Source organism: Ideonella sp. (assembly GCF_044358605.1).
Classification (GTDB): domain Bacteria; phylum Pseudomonadota; class Gammaproteobacteria; order Burkholderiales; family Burkholderiaceae_C; genus Ideonella.
On sequence record NZ_JBIKNQ010000021.1, the window covers coordinates 36,439 to 59,053 of the forward strand.

The following is a 22,615-nucleotide window of genomic DNA, read 5'->3' on the forward strand; positions in this document are numbered from 1 at the left end:
CTGCCGCGACCTTGCTCCTAGGATGCCAACATCACATCACGGATTTCAGGAGACCTTCATGGCCCGATTCTTTCCTCGCATGTCGCCGCTGCTGCTGGCCGTGGCTCTGGTCGCGGCGGCGGCATTGCCACCACTCACCGCGCAGGCCTTGACCATCGAGTACAGCAGTGGCGGCACCATGGTCAAAGGCTCAGGCAAAGTGGTCGAGCAGAACCGCGCTGTCTCAGCCTTCAGCAAGCTGAGGTTGGAAGGCTCGTTCACGGTCGAGGCCAAGTCGGCGAGCAGTGTGCAGGTCAGCGTCCGCGCTGATGACAATTTGGCCGATCTGATAGAGACCGTGGTGGAAGGAGACACCTTGGTCGTGCGCGGCAAGCCCAAGACCAGTTGGCGCACCTCCTCGCCCATGGTCGTCAGCGTGAGCTTTACCCAGCTTCAAGGAGCCGAGCTGCGTGGCAGCGGTGACCTCAACATCCACAAACTGCAAGCGGACCGCTTCAGCGCAGCCGTTTCGGGCTCGGGAGACATGCGCCTTGAAGGGGCGCAGCTGAGCAGCCTCACGGCCAACCTCGCGGGCTCAGGTGATCTCAATGCCAACGGCACAGCCCAGCAAGTCGATGTCAACTTGGCAGGCTCTGGCGATGTAGACCTGAGTAAGCTGCTGGCGCGACAGGCCAAGGTCAATCTAGCCGGCAGTGGTGATGTGAACGTGCATGCTGCCGAGTCGGTGGAGGTCAACCTCATCGGATCAGGCGATGTTCGAGTCTGGGGAAAGCCCGCCAAGGTCAGCCGCAAAGTGGTGGGCAGTGGTGACATTCACCTGAAGTAAGCCCGGCGGGGGCCGAGGGCTTGTCCCCGTCAGCGCTGCACAAGCCTGTGGACAAGCCCTGGGGCAACGCGGCAAGTGCTTGTCAGGGCACAGCAAAGAACCCGCTGCCTCAAGATGAGGCAGTGGCAGCAGCTTCAGCCGCGAAACTGCCCCATCGCTTCACCCATGCGCACAGGTGCCGCTGGCGCCCAGCCCGCATTGAAGGCCAAACCTGACTTGGGGAACACCAAGACCACGGTCGAGCCCAACAAGAAGCGGCCCATCTCTGCGCCCTGCTTCAGGCTGACCTGCCCCGGGGCATAGTCCCGGGTCTTCAGGGCGCCCATGCGCGGCGGGTTGACAACGCCATGCCAAGCCGTGGCCATGCTGCCCACAATCGTGGCACCCACCAAGACCAATGCGAATGGCCCCTTAGGCCCGTCGAACAAGCAGACCACCCGCTCGTTGCGCGCAAACAGCCCCGGCACCCCACGTGCTGTGGTGGGATTCACCGAAAACAACGCCCCAGGTACATAGGTCATGCGACGCAGTTCACCGTCGCAGGGCATGTGAATGCGGTGGTAATCCTTGGGGCTCAAATAGATGGTGGCGAAGTGGCCGTCAACATAGCGTGCGGCCTCTTGCGCATCGCCGCCCAACAGGGCTTCCGCACTGTAGTGATGGCCCTTGGCCTGGAAGATCTGCGAGCCCACCACCGCACCAAACTGGCTGATGGCGCCATCGACTGGGCAAATCAAATCAGCCTGCGCCAAGGGGCGCGCACCTGGCCGCAACTCGCGGGTGAAGAAGTCGTTAAAAGTCTTGTAGTGGCTGGGCTCTGAGTGAGCCGCCTCGGCCATGTTCACGCCATAGCGTCGGATGAAGCGCTCAATCACCCGGGTGGTCAGTGCGCCCCGTGGCACCGAAGCAAACCGGCCCGCCCATTCGGTCAGAGCCTGTTTGGGCAAGAGGTATTGAGGCAACACGGCAAGACGATCATTCATGACTGAACCTCGAGGGCCTTCAGAGGCGATGACAAGAGACGCGTGACAGAGCAACAAAAAAGCACCCGGCAGAAACTGCGAGGTGCTTTAGTGTTGGTGGGCGGTGCAGGGTTCGAACCTGCGACCCCTGCCGTGTGAAGGCAGTGCTCTACCGCTGAGCTAACCGCCCGGTATTCAGTGGAAGCTGCGTTCCGGGAAGCCTTGGATTATGCCACAAGATTTCGCCACAGCGTCTTGCCCCCACTCGATTTATCTAAATCCTTCAAAACAGCCTCGTGCGCAGCTTGCTCTTCGGGGCTGACTTCGAGCACCGTCAAAGCGAAAGCACTGAAGTCTATGGCCGCCACTTCGAGCTGCGGCCCGCCCGGAGATTCTTCTGAAGCATCGATCACCAGGGTCTTTTGGCCGCGAGTCAGCCGGATGTACACCTCGGCCAGCAAGCCCGCGTCCAGCAAGGCGCCGTGCAGCGAACGGTTGGAGTTGTCCACCTCCAAGCGCTTGCACAAAGCATCCAAGGAGTTCGCCTTGCCAGGGAACATCTCGCGCGCCATCAACAGGCTGTCGGTGACGCTGGCCACCTGCTGCGCAAACGGGGGGGCGCCCACGCGGCGCAGTTCGGCATTCAGGAAGCCCACATCGAAGGCTGCGTTGTGGATCACCACATCAGCGCCTGCGATATAGGCCATGAACTCTTGCGCAACGGCGGCAAAGACCGGCTTGTCCGCCAAGAAGGCATCGGTCAGCCCGTGGATGCGCACCGCATCTTCGCTGTTCTTGCGCTCGGGGTTCAGGTAGAGGTGCAGGTTGTGGCCAGTCAATCGGCGATTGACCATCTCTACACAGCCGATCTCAATCACCCTGTCGCCACTCTCGGGCGACAGACCGGTGGTTTCCGTGTCCAGAAAAATCTGTCTCATGCCTGCACCTTGGCGCGACGCGCGCTCCACCACCACAAGGCCGCACCCGCTACCAGCATGGGCACACACAGCCACTGGCCACGGCTCAAGCCCAAAGCGCCCAGGCCCAAGAAGCCATCAGGCTCGCGGAAGTACTCGGCCAAAAAGCGTGTGGCGCCGTAGCCCAAGAGGAACAGCGCCGAGACCTGGCCCAAAGGACGTTCCTTCTTGCCGAACCACCACAGCACCACAAACAACAGCATGCCCTCCAGCAAAAACTGGTAGACCTGCGAAGGGTGCCGCGCCACCCCATCTTGAGCTTGCGGAAACACCATGGCCCAGGGCACTGAGGGATCTGCTGCTCTGCCCCACAACTCACCGTTGATGAAGTTGCCAACGCGGCCACTCGCCAAGCCCGTGGGCACGCAAGGCGCAATCAAATCGGTGACTTGCCAAAACGAGCGCTTGCGCAAGTGGGCAAACAAGGCCATGGCGGCCACGACGCCCAAGAGCCCACCATGAAAAGCCATGCCCCCCTTCCACACCGCCAACGCCTCCAAAGGGTGCTGCAGGTAGTACTCGGGCTTGTAGAACAGCACATAGCCCAGCCGCCCTCCCGGGACCACACCCATCACACCGAAAAACAGCAGGTCTTCGGTGTCTTGACGCGTCCAGCCCGCTTGGGCATACCAGGGCTGGCGCACCCTCAAGTTGGCCAACCAGAGGAAGAGGCCAAACGCGACCAGATAAGTGATGCCGTACCAGTGCACCTGAATCGGCAGGCCCAGGCCTGTCAGGTCCAGCGCGACGGGGTTGAATTGCGGGTGTGTGAGCATGGGGCGGCATGATAAGCGCAGGGTGTTGCCCCTTTGCTTCGCACTTCGTTCATCCATGGGTGAAAATCGGCGTCAACAAGCCTTCGTCACTTCGCTCAGCCCCAGGAAGCCTCATGCCTGCTTACCGCTCCAAAACCTCTACCGCTGGCCGCAATATGGCGGGTGCTCGCTCCTTGTGGCGGGCGACCGGCATGAAAGACGGCGATTTCGACAAGCCCATCATCGCCATCGCCAACTCTTTCACCCAGTTTGTGCCGGGCCATGTCCACTTGAAGGACCTTGGCCAATTGGTGGCCCGTGAAATTGAAGCGGCTGGCGGTGTGGCCAAAGAGTTCAACACCATTGCGGTGGACGATGGCATTGCCATGGGCCATGACGGCATGCTGTATTCGCTGCCCAGCCGCGAGTTGATCGCCGACAGCGTCGAGTACATGGTCAATGCGCACTGCGCCGACGCGCTGGTGTGCATCTCCAACTGCGACAAGATCACCCCGGGCATGCTGATGGCCGCCATGCGCCTGAACATCCCCGCCGTGTTTGTGTCTGGCGGCCCCATGGAAGCAGGCAAGGTGCGCTTGGCCAACCCGCAAACGCAAACCATCGAGATCAAGAAGCTGGATCTGATCGACGCCATGGTCATGGCCGCCGACAGCAACGTCAGCGATGCTGACTTGGCGGAAGTCGAGCGCTCGGCCTGTCCGACCTGCGGCTCCTGCTCGGGCATGTTCACCGCCAACTCCATGAACTGCCTGACCGAAGCACTGGGCCTGTCCCTGCCTGGAAACGGCACGGTGGTGGCCACCCATGCCGACCGCGAGCAACTCTTCAAGAAGGCGGGTCGCGTGGCGGTGGACCTGTGCCGACGCTACTACGAGCAAGAAGATGCCACTGCGCTGCCCCGCTCCATGGGCTTCAAGGGCTTTGAGAACGCCGTCACCCTGGATATCGCCATGGGGGGCTCGACCAACACCATCTTGCACTTGCTGGCCATTGCCCAAGAAGCCGAAATCGACTTCACCATGGCCGACATCGACCGCCTTTCGCGGGTCGTGCCGCAGCTGTGCAAGGTCGCGCCCAACACCAACAAGTACCACATTGAAGATGTGCATCGTGCGGGCGGCATCATGGCCATCTTGGGTGAACTTGACCGGGCCGGCAAGCTGCACACCGATGTCCCCACGGTGCACAGCAAGACCATGAAGGAATCCCTTGACCAATGGGACATCGCCCGCTCGCCCAACGAAGCCGTCAAGACCTTTTACATGGCAGGCCCAGGGGGCATCCCGACGCAAGTGGCCTTCAGCCAGGCATCGCGCTGGCCCAGCCTAGATTTGGATCGTGCCGAGGGCTGCATCCGCTCCTTTGAGAATGCGTTCTCTCAGGAAGGCGGTTTGGCGGTTTTGACAGGCAACATCGCACTGCAAGGATGTGTCGTTAAGACAGCGGGTGTGGATGACAGCCTGCTGGTGTTTGAAGGCCCGGCCCATGTCACCGAATCTCAAGATGAAGCCGTCGCCAACATCCTGAACGATCAGGTCAAGGCGGGTGACGTGGTGATCGTGCGCTACGAGGGCCCCAAGGGTGGACCCGGCATGCAAGAGATGCTCTACCCCACCTCCTACATCAAATCTAAGGGGCTGGGTAAGGCTTGCGCACTGCTCACTGACGGGCGCTTCTCAGGCGGAACCTCCGGGCTGTCGATTGGCCACTGCTCGCCTGAAGCTGCTGCAGGCGGCGCTATCGGCCTGGTGCGCAACGGCGACCGCATCCGCATCGACATTCCGCAGCGACGCATTGATGCGCTGCTGAGTGATGAAGAGTTGCAACAGCGCCGCGCTGAGCAAGACGCCAAGGGCTGGAAGCCCGAGCAGCCCCGGCAGCGCAAGGTGTCTGCCGCGCTCAAGGCCTATGCCAAGTTGGCTATGTCGGCCGATAAGGGCGCGGTGCGGGATTTGTCGCAGCTCGACTGAGCTTTACGGCGCGTTCAAAGTCAACAAAGGGAGCCGAGGCTCCCTTTCCTGCTGAGGCGGTACCAAGAGCCGGCGTCGCCGCGCACCGATTCAGCCAATCACCGGTCCTTCGGCGGATCGTCTCCACGCCGATTGCCCAAGCCCAACGACTCTGCGGTTCGACGGTGCCGCTCTGCCTTGCGCTCAGCATCGCGGTCCATCTCTTCTTTGCCGGTTCGACCCGTGGCGTCTTTCCAATGCCACCAAGCCAAGGCGAGCAAGAAGGGGCTGAGAAACTTCCAAAGGTCACCAAACACTTCCCAATTCCAGCGCGCAGGCGCACCGAACCCAAAGAAGTGCATGGCGACGAAAGCGATACCGGCAATGACGAAGAGCATGGCTTGGAAAGTCTAGGAAATGAATGCCAATTCGCGAACGAAGGGTCAACCGAACTCCTTAGAATCCGTTGTGCGAATGTAAAGCATCCCCAACCCCTCCTACAGGAAGAAATACCGATGAAAGCGCTGCTCTCTTTGCTGGTTGTAACCGCTGTTTCTCCGGCATTTGCCAACGCTGACTTGGCGGCCAAGAAGAACTGCATGGCTTGCCATGCCGCCGACAAGAAGCTGGTAGGCCCATCGTACAAGGATGTCGCCGCCAAATACGCCAAAGACAAGAACGCCGTGGCCATGCTGGCAGAGAAGATTCAAAAGGGTGGCGTGGGCGCCTGGGGCCAAGTGCCAATGCCTGCTAACCAAGTGACCCCTGACGAAGCCAAGCAACTGGCCACCTGGGTGTTGTCGGTCAAGTGATCTGACACTCTGAAACAAAAAGCCCCGCATTGGCGGGGCTTTTTTTATGGGCCACCGCTCGGCGGGCCATGGCGCTTGCGCGCTGCCTCAATCAGTTGTTTTCAGACAACTGATCCAGGATGGCTGGGTTCTCCAGCGTGGAGGTGTCTTGGGTGATGGCTTCGCCCTTGGCGATCGAGCGCAGCAGGCGGCGCATGATCTTGCCCGAGCGGGTCTTGGGCAGGTTGTCACCAAAGCGGATGTCCTTGGGCTTGGCGATCGGACCGATCTCCTTGCCCACGTGGTCACGCAGGATCTTGGCAATCTGCTTGGCCTCGTCCCCCATGGGGCGGCTGCGCTTGAGCACCACGAAGGCGCAAATGGCTTCGCCGGTGGTGTCGTCAGGACGACCCACCACGGCGGCTTCAGCCACCAGCTCGGTGCAGCTCACCAGCGCCGACTCGATTTCCATCGTGCCCATGCGGTGACCCGACACATTCAACACGTCGTCGATACGGCCGGTGATGGTGAAGTAGCCGGTCTTCTCGTCGCGGATGGCGCCGTCGCCAGCAAGGTAGTACTTACCCTTGAAGTCCTCAGGGTAGTAGGACTTCTTGAAACGCTCTGGGTCGCCCCAAATGGTGCGGATCATCGAAGGCCAAGGACGCTTGACCACCAAGATGCCGCCTTGACCCCAAGGCACATCCTTGCCGGTCTCGTCGACGATGGCGGCTTGGATGCCCGGGAAGGGCAGCGTGCAGGAGCCGGGGATCAGCGGGGTCGCACCCGGCAGCGGGGTGATCATGTGGCCACCGGTCTCGGTCTGCCAGAAAGTGTCCACGATAGGGCAGCGGCCGCCGCCCACATGCTTGTGGTACCACTCCCAGGCGGCCGGGTTGATGGGCTCGCCCACCGAGCCCAAGATACGCAGGCTGCTGAGGTTGTAGCTCTTGGGATGCACGGCATCGTTGGCTTCAGCGGCCTTGATCAGCGAGCGAATGGCCGTCGGTGCGGTGTAGAAGATCGAGACCTTGTGGTCTTGGATCATCTTCCAGAAGCGACCAGCGTCTGGGTATGTCGGCACGCCTTCAAACACGATCTCGGTACCGCCCAGGGCCAAGGGGCCGTAGGTGATGTAGGTGTGGCCCGTGACCCAGCCGATGTCGGCCGTGCACCAGAACACGTCGTCTTGCTTCAGATCGAAGGTCCACTTGGTGGTCAGCGCGGCATGCAGCAGGTAGCCGCCGGTGCTGTGCTGCACGCCCTTGGGCTTGCCGGTCGAGCCCGAGGTGTAGAGCAAGAACAAGGGATGCTCGGCCTCCACCCACTCAGGCTCGCACTCGGTGGATTGGCTGTTGACCACATCGGCCATCCAGACATCGCGGCCCTCCTTCATGGTCACAGCCACGTCGCCGCGCTTGACGACCAGCACCTTCTGGATGGAGTCGCAGCCGCCCAATGTCAGGGCTTCATCCACGATGGCCTTCAGGGGCAATTGCTTGCCGCCGCGCACTTGGCAGTCGGCGGTAATGATGGCCTTGGCGCCGGTGTCTTCGATGCGGTCACGCAGCGATTGGGCCGAGAAGCCACCGAACACCACCGAGTGGGTCGCACCGATACGGGCGCAGGCCTGCATGGCGGCCACGCCGTCGATGGACATGGCGATGTAGATGACCACGCGGTCACCCTTCTTCACGCCTTGCGCCTTCAGGCCATTGGCGATCTGGCAGGTCTTGGCCAGCAGTTCTTTGTAGGTGACCTTGGTGACTTCACCACCGTCGGCTTCAAAGATGATGGCGGTCTTGTCGCCCAGGCCGCGCTCGATATTGCGGTCGAGACAGTTGTAGGAGGCATTCAGCGTGCCATCCTCAAACCACTTGAAGAACGGTGCTTCGGATTCGTTCAGCACCTTGGTGAAAGGCTTCTTCCAGGTGATCAGCTCTTTGGCCAAGCGGCCCCAGTAACCTTCGTAGTCCGTTTCGGCTTCTTTGCACAGGGCCTCGTAGGCGGCCATGCCGTTGATGTGAGCCGCAGCGGCTGCTGCCGGGTTGGGGTTGTAAACCTTGAGATCGTCGCTCATGTGTTGTCTCCTGGAGGCTGGTTTGATGCATGGCACCCATGCGGTGCGTACGGTGCTTAATGTGTCGCCAGCGTCTGACGAAGGCCTTACTCCTGGGACTGCGCCCCTTTGATCACCCTCAAGCCACCTAAAATGCCGGGCGTTGCTGCGCACCAAAATCCAAAATGAACGTTCAAGACCCCTCCGCCTCCAAACCTCTGCCGCCCTTGCCCCGGCTCATTTTTGCCAGCCGTTGGCTGCAACTGCCGCTTTATATCGGCCTGATATTGGCGCAGATCGTCTACGTCTTTCATTTCTGGGTCGAGCTCACCCACCTGATCGAAGCGGCCTTTGGCGACAAGAATGCCTTACAGATTCTGGTCACCAGTATTGGGTACAAGGTCGACGCAGGCACCACACTCAGCGGCCTGAACGAAACCATCATCATGCTGGTGGTGTTAGGCTTGATCGACGTGGTGATGATCTCCAACCTGCTCATCATGGTGATCGTCGGTGGCTACGAAACCTTTGTGTCGCGCATGAACCTTGACGGCCATCCCGACCAACCTGAATGGCTGGACCACGTCAACGCATCAGTGCTGAAGGTCAAGCTGGCCACTGCCATCATCGGCATCAGCTCCATTCATTTGCTCAAAACCTTCATCAATGCAGGCGCCTACACGGACAAGGTACTGATTTCACAGACGGTGATTCATGTCGTCTTTCTGCTGTCTGCGCTGGCCATTGCCGCCACCGACCGGCTGCTTCACCCCCCACAAGCCCATCCGCACTGAGCACACTCGCCAGCATGGTGAAAGCCTGCTGGCACAAGATCGCGATTCCGCCCCTCCACGGAGACCCTCCCATGACCACCATCCGCCAGGCCGACCTGATCGAGTCCGTTGCAGCCGCGCTGCAGTACATCAGCTACTACCACCCGGCCGACTACATCGCCCACCTGGCCCGCGCCTACGAGCGTGAAGAGAGCCCTGCGGCCAAGGACGCTATTGCCCAGATCTTGACCAACAGCCGCATGTGCGCTGAAGGCAAGCGCCCCATCTGCCAAGACACCGGCATCGTCAACGTCTTCCTGAAGATTGGCATGGACGTGAAGTGGGAGGGCTTTACCGGCTCCATCCAAGACGCTGTCAACGAAGGCGTGCGCCAGGGCTATAACAACCCTGACAACAAGCTGCGCGCCTCGGTGCTCTCCGACCCGATCTTCGAGCGCAAGAACACCAAGGACAACACCCCCGCCGTGATCTTCATGGACGTGGTGCCAGGCAATACCGTGGACGTGATCGTCGCTGCCAAGGGCGGTGGCTCAGAAAACAAGTCCAAGGTCTATATGCTGAACCCCAGCGACAGCATTGTTGACTGGGTGCTCAAGACCGTGCCGACCATGGGTGCAGGCTGGTGCCCGCCGGGCATCTTGGGCATTGGCGTGGGTGGCACGGCTGAAAAAGCCGCCCTGCTGGCCAAAGAGTCGCTGATGGACGACATCGACATGTATGAGTTGCTGGCCCGTGGCCCGCAAAACAAGCTGGAAGAGCTGCGCATCGAGCTGTATGAGAAGGTCAATGCCCTGGGCATTGGCGCACAAGGCTTGGGCGGCCTGACGACTGTGCTGGACGTGAAGATCAAGACCTTCCCCACGCACGCGGCCTCCAAGCCCATTGCCATGATCCCGAACTGCGCCGCCACTCGCCACGGCCACTTTGTGCTGGACGGCTCAGGCCCGTCCTTCATGGAGCCGCCTAGCCTAGACCTCTGGCCGAATGTCAATTGGGCACCCGACTACAACAAATCTAAGCGGGTAGACCTCAATGCCTTGACTCCGGCTGAGGTGGCGAGCTGGACGCCAGGCCAAACCTTGTTGCTCAACGGCAAGATGCTGACAGGCCGAGACGCCGCACACAAGCGCATCTCCGACATGCTGGCCAAAGGCGAGACGCTCCCCGTCGATTTCACCAACCGCGTCATCTACTACGTCGGCCCAGTGGACCCTGTGCGTGATGAAGTGGTCGGCCCCGCAGGCCCCACCACCGCGACCCGCATGGATGGCTTTACCCGCATGATGCTAGAGAAAACCGGCCTGATTGCCATGGTCGGCAAGGCCGAGCGCGGCCCCGTTGCCATCCAAGCCATCAAAGACAATAAGTCAGCCTACTTGATGGCGGTGGGCGGCAGCGCCTACCTCGTGTCCAAAGCCATCAAAGCCGCCAAGGTGGTGGGCTTTGCCGACCTGGGCATGGAAGCGATTTATGAGTTCGACGTGGTCGACATGCCCGTGACGGTGGCCGTAGATGCCGGCGGCACCAGCGCCCACATCACCGGCCCGAAGTTGTGGCAAGCCAAGATTGGCAAGATCCCCGTCGTGACGGAGTAACACGCCACTGACAAGAAAACGCCCTGCACCTGCAGGGCGTTTTTGCTTTTGGCCCGCCTTAGGCCTGGTGCACCACCCGCTGTGGGTACGGCACCTCAATGCCTTGCGCCTGGAGGTACTTCCAGATCGCCAGGTTCACATCAGAGCGCACGCCGCCCTGCCCGTTCTCGGGGTCCAAGATCCAGAAATTGATGGTCAGCTCCAGCCCATCCGCCGCAAAGTTGGACAGCTGCACCACAGGCCCGGGGTCGGCCATCACGCGGGGCACGCCAGCCACCACCGCAATGAGTGCGGGCATGCAAACATCCAGATCAGTGCCATAGCCCACTTGCACCATGGTCGAGACCAACACACGCGGGTCCGCCAAAGAAGAGTTCTCGACCCGCTGCGTGATCAGCATCTCGTTGGGAACGATGGCCTCGCGACCGTTCAGGGCGCGGATCACGGTGTAGCGGGTGGCAATGTCGGTGATGCGGCCCTCAAAGTTGTCGACCTTGACCATGTCACCAATGCGCAGGCTGCGCTCGGCCAAGATCACAAAGCCCGACACATAGTTGGCGGCCAGCTTTTGCAGGCCAAAACCCAAGCCCACGCCGATGGCGCCGCCCAGCACGGAGAGCGCGGTCAGATCGATGCCCACGGCCGACAAGGCCAGCAGCAGGCCCAAGAACACCAGCACCGCGCGCACCGCATTGGCGGCCACCTTGCGCAGTGAGAGCTGCTCACCGGTGGCCCCGCGCAGCAAACGGTCTTCCACGGCCGCCGAGACCCACAGCGCCAGCACCAAAACAAAGCCCGCTGACAGCGCGCCTTCGAGCAGCGTGCGCATGGAGACATTGCTGCCGCCGAGCTTCCAGTGGATTTGATCCAACTCCTCTAGCAGCAAAGGCAGGACGCCAGTGATCCAGGCCACCATGGCGAGCCAAGCGATCCAGGAGATGGTCCGCTCAGCGACCTTCACCAGTTTCGACTCCGGAAAGGCCGCATGCAGCACCCGCACCGAGAGCCGGATGATGGCAAAGGAGATCAGCACCGGCAGCACGATCTTGAAGACTGCCACCGGCACAGCCATCGCAATCAGCAAGCGTTTGGCCGCATAGGCCAACACCAGTGCAAGCACCGGGAAGAGCACGCCGTCGACGATCTTGCGGCCAAACCAGATAGAGCGCTCGGGTGCCTGAGCGCCCCGCATCAGCCGCACCAAGACCCACGAAATGCCCAGGCAGCTCAAGGCCACTGCCAGCTCTATCCATGCACTCGGCTGGCGCAATGTGCCCAGCGCAGCGCCCAGGTCCAACCCTGGCAAGAAATGCTCACCCATGCTTAAACGTCAGCCAAGGCACGCAAGTGCGCCGCCACACTGCGGCCCAGTGCGCTTAGCGCATAGCCGCCCTCCAAGCAAGACACGATGCGCTTTTGGCTGTGCGTGCGCGCCACGTCCACCAAGCGGCGGGTGATCCACTCGTAATCGGCTTCCACCAGCCCGAGTTGCCCCAAATCGTCTTCGCGGTGAGCGTCGAACCCGGCCGAGATGAAAATCATCTCCGGCTTGAAGTCATTCAGGCGAGGCATCCAGTTGGCCTCAATCAGTTCCCGAATCTCCGCCCCCCGCGTGTAAGGTGGGATGGGCAAGTTCAGCATGTTCTCGCCCTTGGGCACGCCGCCGCTGTAAGGGTAGAGCTTGTCTTGGAAAAAGCTGACCATCAGGATGCGCTCATCCCCAGCCACGATGTCTTCGGTGCCATTGCCGTGATGCACATCAAAGTCGATGATGGCCACGCGGCTCAAACCCCGCACATCCAAGGCATGCCGAGCCGCCACCGCCACATTGTTAAAAAAGCAAAACCCCATGGTTTCGTTGCGCGTCGCGTGGTGGCCGGGCGGGCGAATGGCGCAAAACGCGTTTTCAGCGCGGCCATCGATCACGGCGTCTGTGGCCGCCACGGCTGCACCCGCCGCACGTAAGGCCGCCCGCCACGTGTGTGGGCAGACGGTCGTGTCGGGGTCCAGGGCGCGGTGCTCGCCGGTCTCGGCCGCCTGCTGCATGAACTCGTTGAGCTCTATCAGGTAGCCCTCAGCGTGAGCCAGCATCAGGTCGCTGTGCTCCACCAGCGGCGCGTCCATGCGGGTCAGCGCTACGTCCAGGCCGGTGGCCAGAAGGTGGTCTTCAATGGCGTCCAAGCGTTGGGGGCACTCGGGGTGTCCGGCGCCCATGTCGTGGGCGCGGCAGTCAGGATGCGAGAAATATGCCGTCGTCATGTCAGGATTGGCCGGGTCCACCGGCCTGTGTGTCTTTTGGAAGTGCGTTATCGTCCTTGAATGATGAACGCTCAGCTGCAGTCTCGTTTGACTGACCTCAAGAATCAGATTAGCACGATCATCGTGGGCAAAGCCGCCCAGGTGGAAGACAGCTTGGTCTGTCTGTTGGCTGGTGGCCACTTATTGATCGAGGACATACCCGGCGTCGGTAAGACTACCCTGGCGCATGCCCTGTCCCTATCGCTGGGTTTGCAGTTTGCCCGCGTGCAGTTCACCTCAGACATGCTGCCCAGCGACCTGATTGGCGTCAGCGTCTTCGAGCGCGCCAAAGAGGCCTTCGTCTTCCACCCCGGCCCGCTGTTCACCCAAGTGCTTCTGGCCGACGAGATCAACCGTGCTGGCCCCAAGACCCAAAGTGCCCTGCTCGAAGCCATGGAGGAGCAGCAGGTCAGTGCCGACGGCGCCACCCGCGCCCTGCCCTCGCCGTTTTTCGTGATCGCCACCCAAAACCCGACCGAGCAACTCGGTACCTTTCCGCTGCCCGAGAGCCAATTGGATCGCTTCTTGATGTGCATCAGCCTGGGCTACCCGGACAAGCGGGCTGAACGCGCACTGTTGCAAGGCGAAGACCGCCGAGACACCTTGGCCAAGCTGCGGCCGGTCATCAGCCCGGAAGAGTTGAAGACGCTGATGCAAGCGGTGCGCGGCATCCATGCCTCTGAAGCGCTGGTGGACTACCTGCAAGCCTTGATCGCCGAGACCCGCTCTGGCCTCTGGTTCACCGAAGGCTTGTCCCCCCGCGCCGCCTTGGGTGTGCTGCGCCTGGGCAAAGCACGCGCCCTGATGGCTGGGCGCGATCACGTCAGCCCGCATGATCTGCAATCAGTGCTGCCCCAAGCGCTGGTACACCGCTTGCATCCGGTGCCGGGTGCAGGCCGCGGGCGCCGCGAACAAGTACGCGCCATGATCGAGGCCGTGGGATTGCCCTGATGCGCAGCCCACAGGCTTGGTGGCGCGACTGGTGGCTGGCACGGCTGCGCCCGGTGGCTGTGCACACCCTCACGCAGCGCAACGTCTACATCTTGCCCACCCGGGCCGGTTGGGCCTTTGGCCTGACCCTGCTGCTGCTGCTGGTGGCCGCCATCAATTACCAGCTCAATCTGGGTTACGCCCTGACCTTTTTGCTGGCGGGCAGTGCTGCCGCCTCGCTGCACATCACCCATGCCAGCCTGCGTGGGCTGAGCCTGCAGGTGCGCCCCCCTCAGCCCACGCACGCGGGCCAGGACATGAGCCTGGAGATCAGCGTGCACAACCCCGGCCGCCAGCGCTTTGGCCTGGGTTTTGGCTTACAAGGCCGCGAGCCCAAGGTCTGGGTGGACATTGCCGCCGAAGGCATCACGCCGGTGGTGCTCAGCACCCTGGCGCGCCAGCGTGGGCATCATGACCTGCCCGCGCTGCAAGTCGAATGCCGTTTCCCCTTTGGCCTATTCAGGGCCTGGTCGCTCTGGCGCCCGGCTGGCCAGGCCTGGATCTACCCGGCGCTGGAGGCCACCCCACCGCCCCTGCCGCATTTGGCGGACAACCCAGAAGGCGACGGGGCGCAAAGCCGCGTGGGCCGTGACGAGGTCGAGGGCATACGCCCCTGGCAACGTGGCGACTCGTTGCGGCAAGTCGCCTGGAAAAAAGTAGCCCGCACGGGCGAGTTGGTGAGCCGTGACCGCAGCAGCCGCGTGGCCCAGCGCCTGTGGCTGGACTGGAGCCACACCCAGGCAGCGGACCCGGAGTTGCGCCTCAGCCGCTTGGCCACGTGGGTGCTGGCCGCTGAAGCCCAAGGCCTGCAATGGGGATTGCGCTTGGGCGCTGAGGAGTTGCCACTGGCCCAAGGCGCGGCACACCAGCACGCGGCGCTGCAGCGCTTGGCCCTGTTCAACAAAGCGGGACAGCCACGATGAGCGAGCGCACCCCAGACCTTAGCTTGCGCTGGCGCTGGCCCCAACCACCCTCGCGAGAAGCGCGGGACACGCTGTTCATGCTGGCCTTGATCGCTTGGACCATGGCGCCGCACCTACCTACCCTGCCGGTGTGGGTCTCGGTGGTCAGCCTGGGCGTGCTGGCCTGGCGCGCCCGTTTGGCCTGGACAGAACGCCCACTGCCCGGCCGCTGGAGTCTGATCGCTTTGGTGGTTCTGACGGGTGCCTTGACGTACTGGAGTGAGCGCACCCTGGTGGGCCGTCAAGCCGGCGTGACCCTGCTGGTGGTGCTGATGGCCGCCAAAACGCTGGAGCTGAAAGCCCGCCGTGACGCCTTGGTGGTGTTCTTCCTGGGCTTCTTTTTGGTGCTCACCAATTTCCTGAACTCGCAGTCTTTGCTCACCGCCGTGGGCATGACGCTGTCGGTGTGGGGCTGGCTCACGGCACTGACCTTGGCCCACATGCCCGCAGGCACACCGCCCATCCGGCAAGCGGCCAGCCTGGCGGCCAAGGCCACGTTGTGGGGTACGCCGGTCATGGTGGCCTTGTTCCTGCTTTTTCCGCGCCTAGGGCCGCTTTGGGCTTTACCCACTGACGGTGCGCGCACAGGTTTGTCAGACCAATTGAAACTGGGTGATGTGGCCAAGCTGGCCACGGACGACAGCATTGCCCTTCGGATTCGGTTTACCGGCGCGCCACAGCCTGCGAACAGCCTGTACTTTCGTGGACCGGTGCTGACCGACTATGACGGTGAACGCTGGCGCGCCAGCCCTGGGCGGCCCCGGCCAGACCTGGCAGAGCAAGCGCTGGAGGCCCGCCCCCTGCGCTACGAGATGACCCTGGAGCCGCTGCAGATCTCTTGGCTGCCGCTGCCAGAGTTCACCGTGGACAAGCCCGTGGCCAACCCGCCCCTGGCCACGCTGCCTGCGGGGCCAGATAACGCCGGGCAGTGGAGTTTGAGCGCACCGCTGACGCAGCGGGTGCGCTTGAGCGGCCAGGCCTTGGCCCAGCACCCAGTGCGCAGCCTGAGCGACAACGCCCGCGCCCGGCTGACGGCCCTGCCGCCCGGCAAACACCCGCGTAGCCGCGCCTGGGCGCTGCAACTGCGCAGCCAGCCCGCGCTGCAAGGGGCGACCGTGCCACAGTTGGTTGAAGCCGTTTTGCAGCATGTTCGCCAAGAAAACTTCGTCTACACCCTGAGCCCTGGTGCCTACCTCGGCGATGCGGTGGATGAGTTTTGGCTCGGGCGACGGGCCGGCTTCTGCGAGCATTACGCGGCCTCTTTTGTGGTGATCATGCGGGCCATGGGCGTGCCCGCCCGCATCGTCACTGGCTACCAAGGTGCAGACAAGCTGCTGCAAGACGGGCAGCAGGTGGTGCGCCAGAGCAATGCCCACGCCTGGGCCGAAGTCTGGCAGCCCGAGGTCGGTTGGCTGCGCGTGGACCCCACGGCCGCGGTGGCCCCCGAGCGCGTGCAGCAGGGCCAAACCCTGAGCGCGCCACCAGGCTTGGTGCTGGGGGCCTTTGATGCAGTGAGCCCCGGTCTGCGTCAGACCCTGAGACGCTGGGCCGAAACCCTGGATAACCGCTGGAATGTGTGGGTGCTGAGCTATGGCAAAGACCAGCAAAAGCAATGGCTAGAGCAATGGGGTTGGGGCAAGGTGGACGCCGTGTCACTGCTGCGCTTGATCGTGCTGATCGCCGCCACCGTCGGGCTGCTAGGCGCCCTGTGGGCGTGGCGCGAATCCCGCCGCCAAGCCCCCTGGCAACGCCTTACTCAGAAGATCTTGGCTGAGCTGCAAGGGGCAGGTGTTGCGGCCACCGCAGCACAAGACCCGCACACCTGGGCGCTGGCGCTGCGCGGCAAACACGGCGCCGCCGCCCAGGCCGCCACCCAAGCCTTGCTGGACCTGCATGCACAGCGCTACGCGCCCAAGAATGCCCAAGAACGCGGCCAGAACACCACAGCCTGGTGGCGTGGTTTCAGGCAAGCCATGCGCAGTATTCCCAAGCCCAGATAATCCCGCCATGCCCTACCGCACCTCACTCCTTTCGCACTCTGCCAGGTCTGCCCTGACCTTGCTCGCCGTCACCACCGTATTGGCAGGCCCGCTGGCGGCCATCGCAGCGCCAAGCAAAGGCAAAGCGGCTGCTGCCCGCTCAGACACCGCACCGGACGTGGTGCAGTACGGCCAGCGCGAGGACGTGGTGGCCTTCGCCCAGCAAGTGACAGAGCGCCACCAACTGCCCGTCGATTGGGCCGTGAAGCAACTGGCCACTGCGCGCTATCTGCCGCGAGTGGCGCAACTGGTCATGCCACCGCCGGCTGGGGTGGCCAAAAACTGGGAGGCTTACAAGGCCCGCATGGTGGATGCCCAGCGTGTGCGCGAGGGCGTGCGCTGGTGGGCCCAGCACGAAGAAAGTCTTCGCCAAGCCGAGGCCCGCTATGGCGTGCCCGCCTCCTTCATCGTGGCCATCATTGGTGTGGAAACCTACTATGGCCGCATCACCGGCGACTTCAAGGTCATCGACGCCCTGGCAACCCTGGCCTTCGACTTCCCCAAAGGGCGCTCCGACCGCAGCGGCTTTTATCGTGATGAGCTGGAGGCCTTTCTGCGCTGGTGCGCCCGCGAGGGCCGCGACCCGCACAGCGTCAAAGGTTCCTACGCCGGTGCGATCGGCCTGCCGCAGTTCATGCCCAGCAGCATCCTCAAGTACGCGATTGATTTTGATGGCGACGGCAAGATCGATCTGAACTCTCACGGTGCCGATGTGGTGGGCAGCGTGGCCCATTACTTTGCGGAATTTGGCTGGGAGCGGGGCCAGCCCACCCACTTTGCCGTCAAGCCGCCCACCGATACGCGTGACCGCGCACACCTGCTGGCACCGGACATCGTGCCCACCTTCACCGCCCAACAAATGGCCGAGCGCGGTGCCGAGCTGGACGAAGCCGGACGCGCCTACACAGGCCCCTTGGCCTTGGTGGAGTTGCAAATGGGCGAGCGCGCTCCGGTGCATGTGGCGGGCACCAAGAACTTCTACGTGGTGACGCGCTACAACTGGTCCAGCTACTACGCCATGGCCGTCATCGAGCTGGCGCGCAGCCTGCGCCAAGCGCGGCCTGAGGCCAAGCCTTGAGTGTCGCCCTCGCCCCTACAATGGTCTTCCACCCGACAGCCTCTCACGCCACGCCCATGTCCCGACTGTCCGATCTTGCTGATCGCATCGAGCGGCTCGTGCTGCGCCACGAAGAACTCGCCCGAACCAATGCCCTGCTCACCCAACAGGTGCATTCACTGAGCGCTGAGCGCGACAGCCTCAAGTCTCGGCTCGGGGCTGCGCGTGCGCGCATCGACGCCTTGCTGGAGCGCCTGCCAACCCAAGACGCTAGCCCCCCAGGAGAAGGTGGATGAAGCAAATGGAAGTCACCATCCTGGGCCAGAGCTATTTGCTGGCCTGCCCCGAGGGCGGCGAGGCCTTGCTGCAAGCCGCCGTGCGCTTGGTGGACGACGAAATGAGCGCCATTCGCGACGCCGGTAAGGTCAAGGCCCGCGAGCGCATGGCGGTGCTGGCCGCCTTGAACCTGGCCTACCAGTTGGCCGAGCGCCCGGCCACGCCACAACGACAGGCCGCGCCCGATGTGGCCGACAAGAGCCTGGACGCCGAGGCCACCGCATCGCTGGACCGCATGATCGACCGCCTCGACGGCGTCTTGGGCGGCGACGGTCATTTGCTCTGAATCTTGCGAGCACGCAGGGGTTTTGCGGTCTTCACGGCCGTTCCTCCAGCGTGGCAGGCCTAGAATGCAGTTGTCCGTCGCATCCGCGTGGGTTTTATATTTCCTTGAACCGATGCTTTCGCGAGCAAGGGCTTGGAACATTGCAAGGCTGGTGTGATCGTCTCGCGTCAGATGAACCCGAAGCCATGCTGACCTCGCCCACCTGTAACCCTTGGGTTCAGGAATGCGGCCCACGGCTTGCGGCGGACACCCCCCCACCTTTTGGGCCGCATCCCTGCTTGGCGCCCTCATCCCCATGACGCAATACTGGCTCATGAAGAGCGAGCCCGACGAGTGCTCCATCGACGACCTCGCTCGCCTGCCACAGCAAACCGTGCCCTGGACGGGCGTGCGCAACTACCAGGCGCGCAACTTCATGCGCGATGCCATGCGCGTGGGGGACGGCGTGCTCTTCTATCACTCGTCTTGCTCCGAGCCCGGCGTTGCGGGGCTGGCTGAAGTGGCCAGCGGCGTGACGGTGGATGAAACCCAGTTCGATGCGCACAGCCCCTATTACGACCCCAAAGCCAGCCGAGACAAACCGCGCTGGGTGCATGTGCATGTCAAGCTGCGGCGCCAGACACGGCTGCTGAGCCTGCGCGAGATGCGCAGCCACCCAGAGCTGGCCAGCATGGTGCTGCTGAAACCCGGCAGCCGCTTGTCCATCACCCCCGTCAGCCCTGAAGAATGGCAGGCTGTGCTGGCCTTGTTGGAACCCGAGAAACTCTGATGCTGAACGCATTGTTGGATCCTGTCCTGTTGCTGGAGCTTCTGAGCCTGGGGCTAGTTGCCGGCTTTTTAGCGGGCCTGTTGGGCATTGGCGGCGGCATGCTGATGGTGCCCTTTCTGACCATCATCTTGGGCCAGCGCGGCGTGCCGGCCAATATGGCCGTCAAGATGGCGATTGCCACCTCCATGGCCACTATTGCCTTCACCTCGCTCTCCAGCGTGCGGGCCCACCACAAGCGCGGCGCGGTGCGCTGGCCCCTGGTGCAAGGCATGGCGCCGGGCATTGTGCTGGGCGGCTTGCTCGCCGGGGCCGGTGCGTTTGCTCTGCTCAAAGGCCAAGTGCTGGCCGCTGTGTTTGGCTTGTTTGTGAGCTTCTCGGCCACCCAAATGCTGCGCAACACCAAGCCCACGCCCAGCCGCCAAATGCCAGGCATGGCCGGGCAAACGGCCGCAGGCACGGGAATTGGCTTTCTCTCGGGTTTGGTGGGTGCGGGAGGCGGCTTTGTCAGCGTGCCCTTCATGACCTGGTGCAATGTGCCCATCCACAACGCCGTGGCCACCAGCGCCGCTTTAGGCTTTCCGATTGCTTTGGCCAACACGCTGGGCTATGTGCTGGGCGGCTGGTCTTTGCCCCCCGCCCTGCCCGGCGCATTTGGGTTTTTGTATTTGCCGGCTTTGGTGGTGATTGCTGCGGCCAGCGTGACCATGGCGCCGCTAGGCGCACGAACGGCCCACGCCATGAATGTCGCGCAGCTCAAAAAGGCCTTTGCAGTCCTGTTGTATGCCTTGGCGGCCTATATGTTGTGGAAGGCCCTTGCGGGCTGACGATGGGGCGAATGGCTGAATCATGACTCACGCACGTCCTGTTGATGCACTGGTGATTGGCGCCGGTGCGGCTGGCCTGTTCTGTGCGGCCCAAGCGGGGCAGCGCGGCTTGTCGGTGCTGCTGGTGGACCACGCGCCCAAAGTGGCCGAGAAAATCCGTATCTCGGGCGGTGGCCGCTGTAACTTCACCAACCGCGAGGCCACACCGGCCAACTTTCTCTCCGAGAACCCGCACTTTTGCCGCTCGGCCCTGGCCCGCTATACCCCGGCAGATTTCATCGCCTTGGTGCAGCAGCATGGCATTGCCTTTCACGAGAAGCACAAAGGCCAACTCTTCTGCGACGACTCTGCCGAGCAGATCATCCGCATGCTGCTGGCCGAGTGCGAGCGCGGTGGCGTGGAGCGCTGGCAGCCCTGCGGCGTGCAAGACCTTGAGCGCCTGGACGACGGCACTTGGCTGGCCCAGACCGCGCGCGGGGCTGTGCAAGCGCACAGCGTGGTGGTAGCCACCGGGGGCTTGCCCGTGCCCAAGATCGGCGCCAGCGACTTTGGCCTGAAACTGGCCGAACGCCTGGGCCACCGCATCGTGGCACCGCGCCAAGCCCTGGTGCCGCTGACCTTTGCCGCCACCGAATGGGCGCCCTTTGTGGCGATGGCGGGCCAAGCGATGCCGGTGCTGATCAGCACCCTCCCTGCAGCAACGGGCAAGAGCAAGAAAGCGCCACCGCCGGTGCAGTTTCATGAAGACTTGCTGTTCACACACCGGGGCCTGAGCGGCCCGGCGGTGTTGCAGATCAGCAGCTTCTGGCAGCCGGGCCAGCCCATAGCGATCAACCTGCTGCCGCAGGTCGATGTGGCCGAGGCCTTGCGCGCTGCCAAACAACGCTCCAAGCGGCAGCTGGGCAATGAGTTGGCCAGCCTGCTGACCCAGCGCATGGCCGACACCTGGCTGCAAATGCTGGGCCTGGACGCCACCCTGCCCATGCCCCAGGTGCCCGATGCCCATATCAGCCGCGTGGCCGACAGCCTGCACGCCTGGCAGCTCACCCCGGCAGGGACCGAGGGCTGGAACAAGGCCGAGGTGATGGCCGGTGGCGTGGACACCCGCGACCTGTCCTCTCAAACCCTAGAGAGCCGCCTGCAGCCTGGCCTCTACTTCATTGGTGAAGTGGTGGATGTGACAGGCTGGCTCGGGGGCTACAACTTCCAGTGGGCCTGGGCCAGCGGCATGGCCTGCGCAGAAGCCCTGGCCGCCAAGCCCTGAGGCTATTCTCAGTAGGTGTAAACGCCGCGGCCCGTCTTGCGGCCCAGCCAACCGGCAGCCACCATCTCCTTGAGCAGCGGGCAAGGCGGGTACTTGGAGTCATTGAACTCGGCCATGTAGACATTCATCACGGCCAGGCAAACGTCCAAGCCAATCATGTCAGCCAAAGCCAGCGGCCCAATCGGCTGGTTGCAGCCCAGCTTCATCGCGTTGTCGATGTCCTCAGGCGTGGCGGTGCCCTCAGCCAGCACAAAAAACGCTTCGTTGATCATGGGCACCAAGATGCGGTTCACCACAAAGCCTGGTGCGTTTTTGACGGTGACGGGGGTCTTGCCCAGCGTCACGGCCAGCGCGGCCACGGCGTCATGGGTGGCATCGCTGGTCTGCAGGCCGCGGATGATCTCCACCAAGGCCATCATCGGCACCGGGTTGAAGAAATGCATGCCCACAAAGCGGTCGGCCCGCTGCGTGGCCGCCGCCAGCTTGGTGATGCTAATGGACGAGGTGTTGGTCGCCAAAATCGTCTGGGCCGGCAACATCGTGTCGAGCTGCTGCAAGATCTTGATCTTCAGCGCCTCGTTCTCGGTGGCGGCTTCAATCACCAGTTGTGCACCCTTCAAAGCGGCATAGTCGGTCGAGGTGCTGATGCGGGCCAGCGCAGCGTCTTTCGCAGCCGCTGTCATCTTTTCCTTCTTGATCAGGCGGTCCAGGCTGCCGGCCACGGTAGCCAAGCCTTTGTCTACAGCTTGCTGGGAGATGTCCACCATCACCACGGCGATGCCGCTGACCGCGCAAGCCTGCGCAATGCCATTGCCCATGGTGCCTGCACCAATCACGCCAACGGTTTGAATGCTCATTCGGGACTCCTTCTGTTCGAGTTGAGAATTGAATTTGGGCCACACTTTATCGAGTTTGCAGCCCGCAAAATTGCCCTCGGCCACTTTTCAGGCTAGAATCGCCGTCTTTGCTAGCAAACCCGCGTGTCGATCCGTTGGCACTCTGCCTTCAGGGCGGAGCGGCAAATCCGGAACAAGCCGTAACCAAGCGGACACCGAGCGCAC

Annotated in this window: 22 protein-coding genes, 1 tRNA gene and 1 other RNA gene; 15 read left to right on the forward strand and 9 right to left on the reverse strand. The window is 62.8% G+C overall.

The features are described from left to right. Positions 1-58: 58 nt before the first annotated feature. Positions 59-826, forward strand: coding sequence for a head GIN domain-containing protein (locus ACIQ3Q_RS09475; RefSeq protein WP_396268832.1), 768 nt, complete (start codon positions 59-61; stop codon positions 824-826). Between the two features lie 134 nt (positions 827-960). Here ACIQ3Q_RS09475 and asd read toward each other — a convergent pair whose 3' ends face one another. The 4 genes from asd to lgt form a co-directional block, all read right to left on the reverse strand. Then, positions 961-1,809, reverse strand: coding sequence for an archaetidylserine decarboxylase (gene asd, locus ACIQ3Q_RS09480; RefSeq protein ID WP_396268833.1), 849 nt, complete (start codon positions 1,807-1,809; stop codon positions 961-963). Between the two features lie 94 nt (positions 1,810-1,903). Next, positions 1,904-1,978: transfer RNA gene (locus ACIQ3Q_RS09485), tRNA-Val, on the reverse strand. Between the two features lie 37 nt (positions 1,979-2,015). Further along, complete coding sequence (gene dnaQ / locus ACIQ3Q_RS09490) at positions 2,016-2,726, reverse strand: DNA polymerase III subunit epsilon (RefSeq protein ID WP_396268834.1); 711 nt, start codon at positions 2,724-2,726, stop codon at positions 2,016-2,018. Beyond that, positions 2,723-3,541, reverse strand: coding sequence for a prolipoprotein diacylglyceryl transferase (lgt, locus tag ACIQ3Q_RS09495; protein WP_396268835.1), 819 nt, complete (start codon positions 3,539-3,541; stop codon positions 2,723-2,725). Before lgt ends, dnaQ begins: the two co-directional genes overlap by 4 nt. A gap of 113 nt (positions 3,542-3,654) precedes the next feature. Here lgt and ilvD point away from each other — a divergent pair, with 113 nt between their 5' ends. Further along, the gene (gene ilvD, locus ACIQ3Q_RS09500) at positions 3,655-5,511 is read left to right on the forward strand and encodes a dihydroxy-acid dehydratase (protein WP_396268836.1); all 1,857 of its coding nucleotides are present in this window, start codon (positions 3,655-3,657) and stop codon (positions 5,509-5,511) included. A 98-nt stretch (positions 5,512-5,609) separates the two neighbouring features. Here the strand turns inward: ilvD and ACIQ3Q_RS09505 are convergent, their stop codons facing one another. Next, positions 5,610-5,888 (reverse strand): TIGR04438 family Trp-rich protein, encoded by a 279-nt coding sequence (locus tag ACIQ3Q_RS09505; RefSeq protein WP_396268837.1) that lies wholly within the window; start codon positions 5,886-5,888, stop codon positions 5,610-5,612. Between the two features lie 117 nt (positions 5,889-6,005). Between ACIQ3Q_RS09505 and ACIQ3Q_RS09510 the strand changes: the two genes are divergently transcribed. Further along, complete coding sequence (locus ACIQ3Q_RS09510; protein ID WP_396268838.1) at positions 6,006-6,302, forward strand: c-type cytochrome; 297 nt, start codon at positions 6,006-6,008, stop codon at positions 6,300-6,302. A 91-nt stretch (positions 6,303-6,393) separates the two neighbouring features. Here ACIQ3Q_RS09510 and acs read toward each other — a convergent pair whose 3' ends face one another. Then, positions 6,394-8,361 (reverse strand): acetate--CoA ligase, encoded by a 1,968-nt coding sequence (acs, locus tag ACIQ3Q_RS09515; protein ID WP_396268839.1) that lies wholly within the window; start codon positions 8,359-8,361, stop codon positions 6,394-6,396. 164 nt (positions 8,362-8,525) lie between these two features. Here acs and ACIQ3Q_RS09520 point away from each other — a divergent pair, with 164 nt between their 5' ends. After that, positions 8,526-9,134 carry a YqhA family protein gene (locus tag ACIQ3Q_RS09520; RefSeq protein ID WP_396268840.1) on the forward strand — a complete coding sequence of 203 codons (609 nt, stop codon included), beginning with the start codon at positions 8,526-8,528 and terminating at the stop codon, positions 9,132-9,134. 71 nt (positions 9,135-9,205) lie between these two features. Then, positions 9,206-10,729: a fumarate hydratase gene (locus tag ACIQ3Q_RS09525; RefSeq protein WP_396268841.1), complete on the forward strand. Its 1,524-nt coding sequence runs from the start codon at positions 9,206-9,208 to the stop codon at positions 10,727-10,729. Positions 10,730-10,787: 58 nt separating this feature from the next. On the opposite strand, the gene ACIQ3Q_RS09530 is transcribed toward ACIQ3Q_RS09525, so the two are convergent. After that, positions 10,788-12,050: a mechanosensitive ion channel family protein gene (locus ACIQ3Q_RS09530; RefSeq protein WP_396268842.1), complete on the reverse strand. Its 1,263-nt coding sequence runs from the start codon at positions 12,048-12,050 to the stop codon at positions 10,788-10,790. Between the two features lie 2 nt (positions 12,051-12,052). Beyond that, positions 12,053-12,988, reverse strand: a complete 936-nt coding sequence (locus tag ACIQ3Q_RS09535; protein ID WP_396268843.1) for a histone deacetylase family protein — start codon at positions 12,986-12,988, stop codon at positions 12,053-12,055. Between the two features lie 63 nt (positions 12,989-13,051). Between ACIQ3Q_RS09535 and ACIQ3Q_RS09540 the strand changes: the two genes are divergently transcribed. The 10 genes from ACIQ3Q_RS09540 to ACIQ3Q_RS09585 all read left to right on the forward strand — a co-directional run bounded on the left by ACIQ3Q_RS09540 (position 13,052) and on the right by ACIQ3Q_RS09585 (position 21,554). Further along, positions 13,052-13,978, forward strand: a complete 927-nt coding sequence (locus ACIQ3Q_RS09540; RefSeq protein ID WP_396268859.1) for an AAA family ATPase — start codon at positions 13,052-13,054, stop codon at positions 13,976-13,978. Continuing rightward, positions 13,978-14,940 (forward strand): DUF58 domain-containing protein, encoded by a 963-nt coding sequence (locus ACIQ3Q_RS09545; RefSeq protein ID WP_396268844.1) that lies wholly within the window; start codon positions 13,978-13,980, stop codon positions 14,938-14,940. The genes ACIQ3Q_RS09540 and ACIQ3Q_RS09545 overlap by 1 nt, the downstream gene beginning before the upstream one ends. Next, positions 14,937-16,979, forward strand: a complete 2,043-nt coding sequence (locus tag ACIQ3Q_RS09550) for a transglutaminaseTgpA domain-containing protein (protein ID WP_396268845.1) — start codon at positions 14,937-14,939, stop codon at positions 16,977-16,979. The genes ACIQ3Q_RS09545 and ACIQ3Q_RS09550 overlap by 4 nt, the downstream gene beginning before the upstream one ends. A gap of 7 nt (positions 16,980-16,986) precedes the next feature. After that, complete coding sequence (mltB, locus tag ACIQ3Q_RS09555; protein ID WP_396268846.1) at positions 16,987-18,096, forward strand: lytic murein transglycosylase B; 1,110 nt, start codon at positions 16,987-16,989, stop codon at positions 18,094-18,096. Between the two features lie 56 nt (positions 18,097-18,152). Continuing rightward, on the forward strand, positions 18,153-18,371 hold the full coding sequence (locus ACIQ3Q_RS09560) for a DUF904 domain-containing protein (RefSeq protein ID WP_396268847.1): 219 nt from the start codon (positions 18,153-18,155) through the stop codon (positions 18,369-18,371). Continuing rightward, positions 18,368-18,697, forward strand: a complete 330-nt coding sequence (locus ACIQ3Q_RS09565) for a cell division protein ZapA (RefSeq protein ID WP_396268848.1) — start codon at positions 18,368-18,370, stop codon at positions 18,695-18,697. Before ACIQ3Q_RS09560 ends, ACIQ3Q_RS09565 begins: the two co-directional genes overlap by 4 nt. Before the next feature lie 70 nt (positions 18,698-18,767). Beyond that, positions 18,768-18,948, forward strand: a non-coding RNA gene (gene ssrS, locus ACIQ3Q_RS09570) — 6S RNA. 44 nt (positions 18,949-18,992) lie between these two features. Further along, a complete protein-coding gene (locus ACIQ3Q_RS09575) occupies positions 18,993-19,466 on the forward strand; it encodes an EVE domain-containing protein (protein WP_396268849.1) in 474 nt (157 codons plus the stop codon). Next, positions 19,466-20,290: a sulfite exporter TauE/SafE family protein gene (locus ACIQ3Q_RS09580; protein WP_396268850.1), complete on the forward strand. Its 825-nt coding sequence runs from the start codon at positions 19,466-19,468 to the stop codon at positions 20,288-20,290. Before ACIQ3Q_RS09575 ends, ACIQ3Q_RS09580 begins: the two co-directional genes overlap by 1 nt. 22 nt (positions 20,291-20,312) lie before the next feature. Further along, positions 20,313-21,554 (forward strand): NAD(P)/FAD-dependent oxidoreductase, encoded by a 1,242-nt coding sequence (locus ACIQ3Q_RS09585; protein WP_396268851.1) that lies wholly within the window; start codon positions 20,313-20,315, stop codon positions 21,552-21,554. A gap of 8 nt (positions 21,555-21,562) precedes the next feature. Here the strand turns inward: ACIQ3Q_RS09585 and ACIQ3Q_RS09590 are convergent, their stop codons facing one another. Then, positions 21,563-22,411, reverse strand: a complete 849-nt coding sequence (locus ACIQ3Q_RS09590) for a 3-hydroxybutyryl-CoA dehydrogenase (RefSeq protein ID WP_396268852.1) — start codon at positions 22,409-22,411, stop codon at positions 21,563-21,565. Positions 22,412-22,615 lie beyond the last annotated feature (204 nt).